Consider the following 13,543-nt stretch of genomic DNA (forward strand, 5'->3'; position numbering starts at 1 on the left):
GGCTACCCCTGACCAGGGTAGGGCACCGCCGCGATCACGCCACCGCCGTTGAGCGGTGGCCCCAGCAGCACAACCGACGCGTCGGCGCCGGGGTCGTAGTCGAGCAACGACTCACCTGAGCCGCACGACACCGTGGCCTGCAGACGCAGATGGCTGCCGCTCACCCCGGTCACGTGGACACTGCTGTGCGGCGCCACCTCCGGCACCGACACCGGGGTCGTGGTGCCACCTACCCGGCTCAGTTTGCCGAGATACTCGCTGCCACAGGCGCCTTCGTCCTGGACGAAGATGCCCGCCGGCAACTGCCACGCGTTCACGTCGCCGAGGTCCTGGTCGTGTCCGGTCAGTGGTGCGGTGAGCGCGGTGACGGGGTGGCCGTCGATGGGTACCAGCCACAGCCGTGGCAGGTAGTGGTCCAGGCACCGGGCCAGCACGACCGTCGACCCGGCGTCCCACCACCGCGCGGGTGCGCAGTCGTGGCCGCCCGGGACCGGCAGTACCTTGCCGGCCGCGCCGTCGTTGCCCATCAGAGCGAGGCCCGCGGCAGAGCCCAGCACCAGCTTGGTGCCGTCCGGCGTGGACAGAAACGATCCCTGGAATTCCGGTCCCACCGGATAGGTGAGTTCGGGCTTGCCGGCCAGGTCGACCCGTCGGAGCGACGCCGGCTCGGTGTCGCGCCACTTGGCCAGCACGATGGCTTTGCCACGGGGACGTGAGTAGTGCGGGATGAGGTTGGAGCCGTCGACGGTGAATGACGTCTGTCGCCCGCTGTGCAGATCGACGGTCGTGACGGTGAGGCCCGCAGCCGTGTTCATGTACAGCAGCGCGTGGCTGCCGTCTCCCGACCAATCGCCCAGCATCATCGTCGGGCCGTCCCCCGACGGCGCGAAGGTGGCGATCGGGTAGCGACCCCCGTTCGGGTTGACCAGAAACAAGCTGGTGGGGACGCTGCCGACGGTCGGCTGGCCGGGCGGTGGCTCGCCGGAACCCCGGCCTGGGGCGGGGCTCCAGGTGGCCAGCATCCAGCCGGGACCCACCTGGCCCCACGGGATCGTGCCGAGAGCGGCCTCGACACCGTGCGCCGCGACCGTCGCGGAAGTCGATGTGGCGGCGGCGCCTGGTTCGTGCGGCGCGGGCTGGGTCGACGGGGTGCAGCCGACGACGAGGATTGCCGAAAGCGCTGCGATGGCTCCGCGATTTCGCCTGGTCATCGCGATAGCGTGGCAGACCGCGCGGGACGGCGGGCTGGATCGGCGGGGGATAGCCTGACCATCGACGAAGCCGCACATCAGTGGAGAGGATGAACAGCTCGGTGCCAGGTCCGCAGCCCAGGGTTACCCCGAAGGTCGACGCCGTGCTGGTCGGGACCGGGATCATGAGCGCCACGCTGTCTGCGCTGTTGCGTCGGCTGGAGCCGGATTGGTCGATCACCGTCGTCGAACGACTCGACGGTGCCGCGGCCGAGAGCAGCGACCCGTGGCACAACGCCGGCACCGGGCACGCCGGCTTGTGCGAGCTGTTCTACACCCCGCAGCTGGCTGACGGCACGATCGACATCACCAAAGCGGTCCGGGTCAACGAGCAGTTTCAGGTGACCCGACAGTTCTGGGCTCACGCGGCCGACAGCGGCATGGTGTCCGACGTGCGGGCGTTTCTCAATTCCGTCCCGCACGTCAGCTTCGTCCAGGGCGCCGAGCGGGTCGACTATCTGCGCCGCCGGCGCGCGGCGCTGGCCGATAATCCGCTGTTCGCCCGGAACGAATTCGTCGAGGGCGCTGAGGAATTCGCCCGCCGGTTGCCCTATATGGCCGCCGAGCGGGATTTCTCCGAACCTGTCGCGTTGAACTGGGCCGCCGAAGGCACCGACGTCGACTTCGGTGCTCTTTCCCGGCAGCTCGTCGGCTACGGGGTCGCCAACGGCACCACCGCGCTGTTCGGCCACGAGGTCCGCGGCCTGACCAGGCAGCGCGACGGCAGTTGGAGGCTGACCATTCGCAACCGGCGCAGCGGCAGCAGCCACAAGCTGGACGCCGCGTTCGTCTTCGTCGGCGCCGGGGGACAGGCGCTGCCGTTGCTGCAGAAGTCAGGCATCAAGGAGGCCAAGGGTTTTGGCGGCTTCCCGGTCGGCGGACGATTCCTGCGCAGCGGCAACCCGGCAATCACCGGCCGGCACCGCGCCAAGGTCTACGGCCTGCCCGCACCCGGCGCGCCGGGGATGACAGCGGCGCACCTGGACACCCGCGTCGTGAACGGTAAGCCGTGGCTGATGTTCGGGCCGTTTGCCGGGTGGTCGCCGAAGTTCCTCAAGCACGGGCATGTCAGCGATCTGCCCCGATCTGTCACACCCGCGAACCTGATGACGGTGGCCGGGGCTGGGCTCGGGCAGCGAGAGCTGATCCGCTACCTGATCGGGCAGCTGAGATCGACCAAGGCGACCCGTGTCGGAGCGCTACGCGAATTCGCCCCCAGCGCAGACGATTCCGATTGGGGCCTGATCACGTCCGGGCAGCGCGTCCAGGTCATCCGCCCGGACGGGCGCCGCGGTGGTCGGGTGGAGTTCGACACGACCGTGCTGACCGCCGCGGACGGCAGCATCGCCGGGCTGCTCGGCGCATCGCCGGGAGCATCGACGGCGGTGACGGCGATGCTCGATGTGCTGCAGCGCTGTTTCCCCGACCGGTATCGCAATTGGCTGCCGACGCTCACCGAGATGGTGCCGTCGCTGGGCGTCACCCTGTCCGACGAGCCCGCCTTGTACGAGGAGCTGCGGGCGTGGACCACCAAGGCGTTGGAGCTGGAGTCATGAGCGATACGCGTGCGCACTCGGTGCTCGGGTATATCTGACGGACATGACGACCCCGGAGAACCCTTACCTCGTCGGGCTGCGGCTGGCCGGCAAGAAAGTCGTCATGGTCGGTGGTGGCAGCGTCGCGCAACGCCGGCTGCCTCTTCTGGTGGCCAGCGGCGCCGACATCCATGTCATCAGCCGTAGCGCCACCCGCGCGGTCGAGGCGATGGATGGAATCACACTGTCGCTGCGCGATTACCGGGACGGCGACCTCGATGGCGCCTGGTACGCGATCGCGGCCACCGACGACGCACAGGTGAACGAGGCGATCGTCGCCGAAGCCGAGCGCAACCGAATCTTCTGCGTGCGGGCCGACATCGCGATCGAGGGCAGCGCGGTGACCCCGGCGTCGTTCGAATACGCCGGCCTGTCGGTGGGTGTCCTGGCCGGCGGTGAGCACCGCCGGTCGGCGGGCATCCGCTCGGCGATCCGCGAGGCGCTGCAGCAGGGCGTCATCGCTCCGGAGAGCTTCGAGAGCGACGACGTGGTTCGCGGCGGGGTGGCGCTGATCGGCGGCGGTCCCGGCGATCCGGAGCTGATCACCGTGCGGGGCCGCCGGTTGCTCGCTCAGGCCGACGTGGTCGTGGCCGACCGGCTGGCACCGCCGGAACTCCTGGCCGAATTGGCACCCAGTGTCGAGGTGATCGACGCCGCCAAGATTCCCTATGGGCGGGCGATGGCCCAGGACGCCATCAATGCGGTGATGATCGAGCGCGCGCGGGCGGGCCACTTCGTGGTGCGCCTCAAGGGCGGCGACCCGTTCGTGTTCGCCCGCGGTTATGAGGAAGTGATCGCCTGCGTCGACGCCGGGATTCCAGTGACGGTTGTGCCGGGTGTGACCAGTGCCATAGCGGTGCCTGCTTCGGCGGGTGTGCCGGTCACCCACCGCGCGATCAACCACGAGTTCGTGGTGGTCAGCGGGCACTTGGCGCCGGACCACCCCGAATCGTTAGTGAATTGGGATGCGTTAGCAGCCATGACCGGAACCATCGTTTTGCTGATGGCGGTCGAGCGCATCGAACTCTTCGCCGAGGTCCTGCTAAAAGGCGGCCGACCTGCGGATACGCCGGTGGTTGTGGTTCAGCAGGGGACGACGGCCGCCGAGCACACGTTGCGGGCCACGCTGGCGGACGCGCCGGAGAAGATCCGATCGGAGGGCATTCGACCTCCCGCGATCGTCATAATCGGCTCGGTGGCGGCCTTCGGCATTTAAAAGTTCCCTAAGATTACTGTAGGGTAAGTTCTTATGACGGCTCTCAACGATGCAGAGCGGGCTGTCCAACGATGGACTACTGAACCCTCGAAGCGAGCAGTTCACATGCCCGATACGCACCCAGAAAAGACCGCCCCACAGCACGACGCTGCAGCCACGCCGACGAAGACGGCTCCGTGGATGCCGACGCGGCGATTCTTCACCGCGGTCATCGCGATCGCCGGTATGCAGCTGATGGCGACCATGGACGGCACCATCGCGATCGTCGCCCTCCCCAAGATCCAGAACGAGCTGAGCCTGTCCGACGCCGGCCGTAGCTGGGTGATCACCGCCTACGTGCTGACCTTCGGCGGACTGATGCTGCTGGGTGGGCGCCTCGGCGACACCATCGGCCGCAAACGGACCTTCATCGTCGGCGTCACCCTGTTCACCATCGCTTCCGCGCTGTGCGGCATCGCCTGGGACGACGTCACCTTGGTGATCGCCCGGCTGCTGCAAGGTGTGGGCGCCGCGATCGCCTCGCCGACCGGTTTCGCGCTGGTCGCCACCACCTTCGCCAAGGGACCCGCCCGCAACGCCGCCACCGCGGTGTTCGGCGCGATGACCGGTGTCGGTTCGGTCGGTGGATTGGTCGTCGGTGGAGCGCTCACCGAGTTGTCCTGGCGCCTGGCGTTCTTGGTGAACGTCCCGATCGGGCTGGCGATGATCTACCTGGCCCGCACCGCGCTACGAGAGACCAACCGCGAGCGGATGAAGCTGGACGCGGGCGGCGCCGTCTTGGCGACCTTGGCCTGCACCGCCGCGGTGTTCGCGTTTTCGACTGGGCCCGAGGCCGGCTGGGTCTCGTTGCCCACCCTTGGCTGCGCCGGACTGGCCCTCGTGGCGTTCATCGCCTTCGCGTTCGTCGAGCGTTCCGCCGAGAACCCCGTCGTGCCGTTCGCGCTGTTCTTCGACCGCAACCGGCTGGCCACCTTCGTGGCGATCTTCATGGCCGGTGGGCTGTTGTTCACCGTCACCGTCCTGGTCGCGCTCTACGTGCAGGACATCATGGGCTACAGCGCGCTGCGTGCCGGCGTCGGGTTCATCCCGTTCGCCATCGCGATGGGCATCGGACTGGGCGGCTCGTCGCAGCTGGTATCACGCTTCCAGCCCCGGGCCATCGTCATCGCCGGCGGCGCGCTGGTGGTCGGCGCGATGATCTACGGGTCGACGTTCAACGGCGCCATGCCGTACTTCCCGAACCTGATCGTTCCCGTCGTGATCGCCGGTATCGGCATCGGCATGGTCGTTGTCCCGGTGGCGCTGTCGGCGATCGCGGGCGTCGGCTTCGACCAGATCGGTCCCACCTCGGCGATCGCGCTGATGCTGCAAAACCTCGGCGGCCCCGTCGTTCTCGCGATCATCCAGGCCGTCATCACGTCGCGCACGCTGTATCTCGGCGGTATCAACGGCCCGGTGAAGAACATGAACGCCGCGCAACTGCACGCCCTTGATCAGGGCTACACCTACGGGTTGCTGTGGGTTGCCGGTGTGACCGTCCTCGTCGGCGTGGTGTCGCTGTTCATCGGCTACACCGCCGAGCAGGTAGCGCACGCGCAGGAAGTCAAGGACGCCATCGACGCCGGCGAGCTCTAGCGCGTCGTCACAACCGCTCAGAAGCCACGGCTGTAGTCCCTCGAGGATCGCAGCCGTGGTTACTGTTTGGCGGAGACCATTCACGAAAAGTTAGGCTTGCCCGCTGTGATCACCCGGATGTCCGAGCTGTTCGTGCGCACACTGCGTGACGACCCCGCCGAAGCCGAAGTAGCCAGCCACAAGCTGCTGATCCGCGCCGGCTACGTGCGACCTATCGCGCCGGGTCTCTACAGCTGGCTGCCGCTGGGACTGCGGGTGTTACGCAACATCGAACGCGTCGTGCGTGAGGAGATGAACGCGATCGGCGGGCAGGAGATCTTGTTCCCGGCCCTGCTGCCGCGTGCACCGTACGAGACCACGAACCGGTGGACCGAATACGGCGACGGGGTGTTCCGGCTGAAGGACCGGCGCGGCAACGACTACATGCTCGGCCCGACACACGAAGAGCTCTTCGCGCTGACGGTCAAGGCAGAGTACAGCTCCTACAAGGACTTTCCGCTGACGCTGTATCAAATCCAGACCAAGTACCGCGACGAGGCGCGGCCACGGGCCGGCATCCTGCGCGGCCGTGAATTCATCATGAAGGATTCCTACTCCTTCGACATCGACGACAGCGGACTCAAGGACGCCTACCACGCGCACCGCGAGGCGTATCAGCGCATCTTCGGCCGACTCGACATCGACTACGTCATCGTGTCCGCGGTATCGGGCGCCATGGGCGGCTCGGCGTCAGAAGAGTTTCTGGCCGAAAGTCCGATCGGCGAAGACACTTTCGTGCGCTGCCCGGAATCCGGCTACGCCGCCAACGTCGAAGCCGTCATCACCGCGCGGCCGGAAAGCCGGCCCGTCGAGGGGCAACCCGAGGCGGTGGTGCACGAGACCGGCAACACCCCGACCATCGCGACGCTGGTCGAGTGGGCGAACACCGCAGATTTGGGCCGCAGCGTCTCCGCCGCCGACACTCTGAAGAATGTGTTGCTGAAAGTCCGTCAGCCGGGCGGTGATTGGGAGCTGCTGGGCATCGGGGTGCCGGGGGACCGCGAAGTCGACGACAAGCGACTGGGCGCCGCGCTCGACCCGGTCGAGTACGCCCTGCTCGACGACGCCGACTTCGCCAGGTATCCGTTCCTGGTGAAGGGATACATTGGGCCGAAGGCGTTGCTGGACAACGGTGTTCGCTATCTGGTGGACCCGCGGGTGGTGGACGGCACCAGCTGGATCACCGGCGCGGACGAGAAGGGCAAGCACGTTGTCGGCCTGGTCGCCGGCCGTGACTTCGTCGCCGACGGCACCATCGAAGCCGCCGAGGTGCGCGATGGCGACCCCTCTCCGGACGGCCGCGGTGCGCTGGTCGCCGCGCGCGGCATCGAGATCGGTCACATCTTCCAGTTGGGCCGTAAATACACCGACGCCTTCACGGTGGACGTGCTCGGCGAGGACGGTAAGCCGGTACGGCTGACGATGGGCTCCTACGGAGTCGGGGTGTCGCGGCTGGTGGCGGTCATTGCCGAGCAGCACCACGACGAGCTCGGGCTGCGCTGGCCCTCGGAGGTGTCGCCGTTCGACGTGCACCTGGTGATCGCCAATAAGGACGCCGAAGCGCGCAGTGGGGCAACGACTTTGGCCGGCGACCTGGATCGGCTCGGCATCGAGGTCCTGCTCGACGATCGAACGGTGTCGCCTGGCGTCAAGTTCAAGGACGCCGAGCTCCTCGGTGTCCCGTGGATCGTGGTGGTGGGCCGTGGCTGGGGGGACGGCAAAGTGGAACTCCGCAACCGGTTCAGCGGCGAGACCCGCGAGGTGGTCGTCGGCGCCGGGCTGGCCACCGACATCACTGCCGCAATCGCCGGCCGCTAGTCGGCGCCCGGGAAAGCCGTCGTGATCGGCGAGTCGCCGAGCTGCTGCTTCCAGCGGGCAGCCAGCACGGCGCTTCGGGTCAGCGCCGTCACGCCGAAGGTCCGGTCTTCGTTGCTCTGTGCCTGTTCGATGAATGCCCGCCAGGCAGCCTCGCTGTCCGATTCCATCCTGACCGCCAGCCTCATCGCGTCGGTGGGCGTGACCACCGGCATCGGCAGTTGGTAGCCGGCGGCCGCCACCGGAGCGGTGACCTTACGGCCGGCCAGCATAGCGATGGCCTGGTCACGCCGTTCGCGGTGTTGGTTGAGCGCCGACGACACCAAGGTGTTGACGTCGGGTGCGCAGCGCGCCGAGACCATCCCATAGCCGTAGACGACGGCATGCTCGTTGGCCAGCGCGGCGCTCAATGCCTTGTCGGCCGGAGTGCCGGCGTTCGACGGCTCGGTGGAGGTCACGACGCGGACGCCCCGAAAGCCAGCGCCACCGAGTGCGACGCGGTGCAGGCGGCGGCGATCGAGCCGAGCAGCCCCGCGCGATAACCCGACGATTCGGCCGCCAACGAGGCCGCGCTGTCCGCCGATCCCTTGAGTGAGCTGATCACGGTCGCCAGTGGCGGCGGGGGAGCCGAGACCGCCGATGTGGTGGGGGTGGGACTGGTAGCTGAAGACGACGAGGTGGGCGCCAGGCGCTTGATCTCGGCGGTCAAGGCTTGTGCATGCTGCGTGCGCTCGGCGGCGACCTGCTGGAGCGCCGCGGTGACGGCCGGCGAGGCTCCAGCGGCGGCCGCGGTAGCTAGTTCGCTGTCGTGGCGCGCCAGAGTCAACTGGGCTTCGAGTTCGTCGACCGCCGGCGGCGGTGGGGGCGGGGGACTGCACGCAGGGGTGGCGACGGCGAACACCGCGAGCGCCACACCACCTGTCAGCATCCGCCGCCGGTTGACGACCGGCTCGAAAACTGGATCGGTGCGCGGCATTGCCACATCCTGCCATTGCGGCGGGGACGGGCTGTAACACCAGGTGACCTGGCAACGATCACGTCTAACAAGGCATTCCTGGCGTATCGTTGAAGGCTGCTCACAGCGATCGCCGAAGTCGGCGCCGCGGGGCTGGCTGACTGGACAACTCAAGATGAGGAGCTCGCCGTGGCCACCGGGCTACCGTCACAGACGCAGATGATCGAGCTGCTCAATAGCGAATTCGCGCGCGCCGGTTACGAAATCGAAGACGTCGTCATCGATGAGCGGGCGCGGCCACCCCGAATCACCGTGATCGCCGATGGCGACACCGCACTCGAGCTGGACACCGTTGCCCAGCTGTCCCGGTCGGCCTCGAACCTGCTGGACGCCGCCCGCGACATCGGCGGCAGTTACGTCTTGGAAGTCAGCTCGCCGGGTGTCGACCGCCCGCTGACCACCGAGAAGCACTTCCGCCGCGCGCGGGGCCGCAAGATCGAGCTGGCGCTGGCTGACGGCACGCAGGTCACCGGGCGGGTCGGCGAAACCCGCGACGGCGTGCTGAACTTGGTGACCCGCGACGGCCGGGACTGGACAGTGCAGGCGATTGCACTCAGTGATGTCGCCAAAGCCGTTGTCCAGGTTGAGTTTTCACCGCCACCTCAGCGGGAGTTGGAGCTCGCGACAGCCGATCGAAGCGGAGAGACGGAGGGCAGGACATGAACCCGCCGACACCGGTAGACCGGCCAGTGCGATCCCGGAGCGAGAGGAGTGGCGGATGAACATCGACATGGCCGCCCTGCACGCCATCGTGGTGGAGCGTGGGATTTCCTTCGACGACCTACTCGAAGACGTCAAGGCCGCAGTGCTCAGTGCGTATCGCCACACCGAAGGCCATCAGCCGGACGCCCATATCGACATCGACCGGAAGTCGGGTGGGGTCCGGGTGCTGGCCCGGGAGTTGGACGAAGACGGCAACGTGCTCAGCGAGTGGGAGGACACACCCGAGGGGTTCGGCCGAATTGCTGCGACCACCGCTCGCCAGGTGATGCTGCAGCGGCTTCGCGACGCGGAGAACGAGCGCACCTTCGGCGAGTTCTCCACCCACGAGGGTGAGATCGTCGCCGGAGTGATCCAGCGCGACAGCCGGGCCAACTCACGAGGTCTGATCGTCGTGCGGATGGGCAGTGAGACCAAGGGCTCCGAAGGCGTGATCCTCACGGCCGAGCAGGTTCCCGGTGAGACGTACGAGCATGGCGACCGGGTGCGCTGCTACGTCGTCGGCGTCAGCCGTGGAGCGCGCGAGCCGGTGATCACGCTGTCACGCACGCACCCCAATCTGGTCCGCAAGCTGTTCTCACTGGAGGTGCCCGAAATCGCCGACGGCTCGGTGGAGATCGTGGCGGTGGCGCGCGAAGCCGGCCACCGCTCGAAGATCGCGGTCGCCTCGCGGGTGCCCGGCCTGAACGCCAAGGGTGCCTGCATCGGGCCGATGGGGCAGCGGGTGCGCAACGTGATGAGCGAGCTGTCCGGAGAGAAAATCGACATCATCGACTTCGACGACGACCCGGCGCGGTTCGTCGCCAACGCGCTGTCGCCGGCCAAGGTGGTGTCGGTCACCGTCATCGACCAGAACGCCCGCGCCGCGCGGGTGGTGGTACCCGACTTCCAATTGTCGCTGGCAATCGGCAAGGAAGGCCAGAACGCCCGGCTGGCGGCCCGCCTCACCGGCTGGCGGATCGACATTCGCGGGGACGCGCCCGAACAGGACGACGACGGGCTCGGGCACGACGCGACGCAGGGACTGGCGCAGGAGCTCTAGCGTTCTGACCAACGCGTAGGCGGTGCTGAGCACCACTCGGGTGCAGGTAAACTGAGCCGTGATCCAGCGCGAGTCTTCAGCATCGGCGCATCGACGTACCGAAGGACCGGTACGGACGTGCGTCGGATGCCGAAAGCGAGAGTTGGCCGTCGAACTGCTCCGAGTGGTGGCTGTGTCGACCGGGACCGGCAGCTATGCCGTGACCGTTGACCCAGCAGGTACTCTGCCGGGGCGGGGTGCTTGGCTGCATCCCGCGCCACAGTGCGCCAAAGAAGCAATCCGGCGGCGAGCTTTTGCTCGAGCGCTGCGCATCGCCGGCGCGCCGGAAACGTCAGCGGTGGTCGAGTACCTTGAGTCTCTGCGAGGCTCTGGATGCGCCGACCACCCCGCCAACAGAACAGGCAGCAAAGAACATGAGCACACCGTGAAGTCCCGATGACCATGTGTCATAGCTAAACCCGAGGCGCGGCCTACTACCGCTGTCGCCTCATAGACAGGAGATGTAGTGGCAGGCAAGGCCCGCGTGCACGAGTTGGCTAAGGAACTCGGTGTTACCAGCAAGGAAGTTCTCGCCCGTTTAGGCGAACAGGGCGAATTCGTCAAATCCGCATCGTCGACGGTAGAAGCGCCCGTGGCGCGTCGACTGCGTGAGTCATTCGGTGGCGGCAAGCCCGCCCCGGACAAAGCATCCGGCAACGGCTCGACGGCGGCAAAGCCCGCTGCGAAGGCCCCGGTACCAGCGGCGAAGCCTGCCGCCCCCAAGCCGTCCGCGCCGCCGGTGCCCGAACCGCCGGCGCCCCCCGCACCCCCGGTAGAGCAGCCGCCGGCTGCCGCGGCGCCACCGGCCAGCCCCTCGCGACCCGGCCCCACGCCCGGCCCGCGCCCGGCGGCTCCGAAGCCGGCGGCCCGCACACCGCGCGTCGGCAACAACCCGTTCTCCTCGGCCCAACCCGTCGAGCGGCCCGCCATGCCACGGCCACAGGCGCCGCGACCAGGTGCGCCGCGTCCCGGTGCCCCGCGCCCCGGTGGCGCTTCACCAGGCAACATGCCCCCACGTCCGGCCGCGGCCGGTCGCCCGCCGCGTCCCGGTGGTCCCCGTCCCGGTGGACCCGGCGGTCGCCCGGGCGCCCCTGCCGGCGGCGGTCGTCCCGGCGGCGGCGGTGGCGGTAACTACCGCGGCGGCGGTGGCGGCGGCGGCGGTGTCGGCGCTCCACCCGGAGGCGGCGGCTACCGCGGTCGTCCCGGCGGCGGGGGCGGCGGACGCCCCGGCCAGCGTGGTGGTGCTGCCGGCGCATTCGGACGTCCCGGCGGTGCTCCGCGACGCGGCCGTAAGTCGAAGCGGGCGAAACGCGCCGAATACGAGAACATGCAGGCCCCGGTTGTCGGTGGGGTGCGGTTGCCGCACGGCAACGGCGAGACGATCCGGCTGGCCCGTGGCGCTTCGCTGTCCGACTTCGCCGAAAAGATCGACGCCAACCCGGCCTCGCTGGTGCAGGCGCTGTTCAACCTCGGCGAGATGGTGACTGCCACGCAGTCGGTCGGCGACGAGACACTCGAGCTGCTGGGCAGCGAGATGAACTACGTGGTCCAGGTCGTCAGTCCTGAGGACGAGGACCGCGAGCTGCTGGAGTCCTTCGACCTGACCTACGGCGAAGACGAAGGCGGCGAAGAGGATCTCGAGATCCGCCCGCCGGTGGTGACCGTCATGGGTCACGTCGACCACGGTAAAACCCGCCTGCTGGACACCATCCGTAACGCCAGCGTCCGCGAGGGCGAGGCCGGTGGCATCACCCAGCACATCGGTGCCTACCAGGTCGGTGTCGATTTCGAAGGCAGCGAGCGGCTGATCACCTTCATCGACACCCCGGGTCACGAGGCGTTCACCGCCATGCGTGCCCGTGGTGCCAAGGCCACCGACATCGCGATCCTGGTGGTCGCCGCCGACGACGGTGTGATGCCGCAGACGGTGGAGGCCATCAACCACGCGCAAGCGGCGGACGTGCCAATTGTGGTGGCGGTCAACAAGATCGACAAAGAGGGTGCCGATCCGGCGAAGATCCGGGCTCAGCTCACCGAATACAACTTGGTGGCAGAGGATTTCGGTGGCGACACGATGTTCGTCGACATCTCCGCGAAGGCCGGCACCAACATCGAGGCCTTGGAGGAAGCGGTTCTGCTGACCGCCGACGCAGCCTTGGACCTGCGGGCCAACCCCGACATGGAGGCTCAGGGTGTAGCCATCGAGGCGCACCTCGACCGTGGTCGCGGCCCGGTGGCCACCGTGCTGATCCAGCGCGGCACGCTGCGGGTCGGTGACTCGATTGTCGCCGGTGACGCCTACGGCCGCGTTCGACGGATGGTCGACGAGCACGGCGAGGACGTCCACGAGGCACTGCCCTCGCGGCCCGTCCAGGTCATCGGTTTCACGTCGGTGCCCGGTGCCGGTGACAACCTGCTCGTCGTCGACGAGGACCGGATCGCCCGCCAGATCGCCGACCGGCGCAGCGCCCGCAAGCGCAACGCCCTGGCGGCACGTTCCCGTAAGCGCATCAGCCTGGACGACCTGGATGCCGCGCTGAAGGAAACCAGTCAGCTGAACCTGATCCTGAAGGGCGACAACTCCGGAACCGTCGAGGCTCTGGAGGAAGCCCTGCTGGGCATCGAGATCGACGACGAGGTGGAACTGCGCGTCATCGACCGCGGTGTCGGTGGCGTCACCGAGACCAACGTGAACCTGGCGTCGGCGTCGGACGCGATCATCATCGGGTTCAACGTCCGCGCGGAGGGCAAGGCGACCGAGCTGGCCAACCGCGAGGGTGTGGACATCCGCTACTACTCGGTGATCTACCAGGCCATCGACGAGATCCAGAGCGCGCTCAAGGGCATGCTCAAGCCGATCTACGAAGAGAACCAGTTGGGCCGCGCCGAGATTCGCCAGCTGTTCCGGTCGTCCAAGGTCGGCATCATCGCGGGTTGCCTGGTGCAGTCCGGGGTCGTCCGCCGCAACGCCAAGGCCCGGCTGCTTCGCGACAACATCGTGGTGGCCGAAAACCTCACGGTGTCCTCGCTGCGGCGGGAGAAGGACGATGTCACCGAGGTCCGCGACGGTTACGAATGCGGTCTGACGCTGACTTACAACGACCTCAAAGAGGGCGACGTCATCGAGACCTACGAGTTGGTGGAGAAGGAGCGCGTCTGAGTATGAGCTCCGACAAG

11 protein-coding genes are annotated in these 13,543 nt (G+C 67.9%); 8 read left to right on the plus strand and 3 right to left on the minus strand.

The window, feature by feature from the left end; all coding sequences use genetic code 11:
* Window positions 1-2: 2 nt before the first annotated feature.
* Window positions 3-1,211, minus strand: a complete 1,209-nt coding sequence (locus tag CYU59_RS14565) for a hypothetical protein (protein WP_292990740.1) — start codon at window positions 1,209-1,211, stop codon at window positions 3-5.
* A 101-nt stretch (window positions 1,212-1,312) separates the two neighbouring features.
* On the opposite strand from CYU59_RS14565, the gene mqo reads away from it, so the two are divergent.
* The 4 genes from mqo (at window position 1,313) to CYU59_RS14585 (ending at window position 7,553) form a co-directional block, all read left to right on the plus strand.
* Complete coding sequence (gene mqo / locus CYU59_RS14570) at window positions 1,313-2,806, plus strand: malate dehydrogenase (quinone) (protein WP_292990743.1); 1,494 nt, start codon at window positions 1,313-1,315, stop codon at window positions 2,804-2,806.
* A gap of 43 nt (window positions 2,807-2,849) precedes the next feature.
* Window positions 2,850-4,061, plus strand: coding sequence for a uroporphyrinogen-III C-methyltransferase (cobA, locus tag CYU59_RS14575; protein WP_292990746.1), 1,212 nt, complete (start codon window positions 2,850-2,852; stop codon window positions 4,059-4,061).
* Window positions 4,062-4,094: 33 nt separating this feature from the next.
* Window positions 4,095-5,696 carry an MFS transporter gene (locus CYU59_RS14580; RefSeq protein WP_292990749.1) on the plus strand — a complete coding sequence of 534 codons (1,602 nt, stop codon included), beginning with the start codon at window positions 4,095-4,097 and terminating at the stop codon, window positions 5,694-5,696.
* A gap of 105 nt (window positions 5,697-5,801) precedes the next feature.
* Entirely contained in the window at window positions 5,802-7,553 is a 1,752-nt protein-coding gene (locus CYU59_RS14585; RefSeq protein ID WP_292990752.1) for a proline--tRNA ligase, read from the plus strand.
* On the opposite strand, the gene CYU59_RS14590 is transcribed toward CYU59_RS14585, so the two are convergent.
* Window positions 7,550-8,008 carry a ferritin-like domain-containing protein gene (locus tag CYU59_RS14590; RefSeq protein ID WP_292990755.1) on the minus strand — a complete coding sequence of 153 codons (459 nt, stop codon included), beginning with the start codon at window positions 8,006-8,008 and terminating at the stop codon, window positions 7,550-7,552. The genes CYU59_RS14585 and CYU59_RS14590 overlap by 4 nt on opposite strands.
* Window positions 8,005-8,526, minus strand: a complete 522-nt coding sequence (locus CYU59_RS14595; RefSeq protein ID WP_292990757.1) for a hypothetical protein — start codon at window positions 8,524-8,526, stop codon at window positions 8,005-8,007. The genes CYU59_RS14590 and CYU59_RS14595 overlap by 4 nt, the downstream gene beginning before the upstream one ends.
* Window positions 8,527-8,694: 168 nt before the next feature.
* On the opposite strand from CYU59_RS14595, the gene rimP reads away from it, so the two are divergent.
* From rimP to infB, 4 genes are all read left to right on the plus strand, one after another.
* Entirely contained in the window at window positions 8,695-9,228 is a 534-nt protein-coding gene (rimP, locus tag CYU59_RS14600; RefSeq protein WP_292990759.1) for a ribosome maturation factor RimP, read from the plus strand.
* Window positions 9,229-9,283: 55 nt separating this feature from the next.
* Window positions 9,284-10,327: a transcription termination factor NusA gene (gene nusA, locus CYU59_RS14605; protein ID WP_292990761.1), complete on the plus strand. Its 1,044-nt coding sequence runs from the start codon at window positions 9,284-9,286 to the stop codon at window positions 10,325-10,327.
* Between the two features lie 58 nt (window positions 10,328-10,385).
* Entirely contained in the window at window positions 10,386-10,766 is a 381-nt protein-coding gene (locus CYU59_RS14610; RefSeq protein WP_292990763.1) for a YlxR family protein, read from the plus strand.
* A gap of 66 nt (window positions 10,767-10,832) precedes the next feature.
* Window positions 10,833-13,526, plus strand: coding sequence for a translation initiation factor IF-2 (gene infB / locus CYU59_RS14615; protein ID WP_292990765.1), 2,694 nt, complete (start codon window positions 10,833-10,835; stop codon window positions 13,524-13,526).
* The last annotated feature ends 17 nt before the right edge of the window (window positions 13,527-13,543 follow it).

Source organism: Mycobacterium sp. (genome assembly GCF_002863225.1).
Taxonomy (GTDB): Bacteria; Actinomycetota; Actinomycetes; order Mycobacteriales; family Mycobacteriaceae; genus Mycobacterium.

Bases quoted from the DNA above. Each gene is read 5' to 3' on its own strand.
- CYU59_RS14565 (WP_292990740.1), bottom strand. From the start codon at position 1,211: ATGACCAGGCGAAATCGCGGAGCCATCGCAGCGCTTTCGGCAATCCTC.
- cobA (WP_292990746.1), top strand. From the start codon at position 2,850: ATGACGACCCCGGAGAACCCTTACCTCGTCGGGCTGCGGCTGGCCGGC.
- CYU59_RS14580 (WP_292990749.1), top strand. From the start codon at position 4,095: ATGACGGCTCTCAACGATGCAGAGCGGGCTGTCCAACGATGGACTACT.
- CYU59_RS14595 (WP_292990757.1), bottom strand. From the start codon at position 8,526: ATGCCGCGCACCGATCCAGTTTTCGAGCCGGTCGTCAACCGGCGGCGG.
- nusA (WP_292990761.1), top strand. From the start codon at position 9,284: ATGAACATCGACATGGCCGCCCTGCACGCCATCGTGGTGGAGCGTGGG.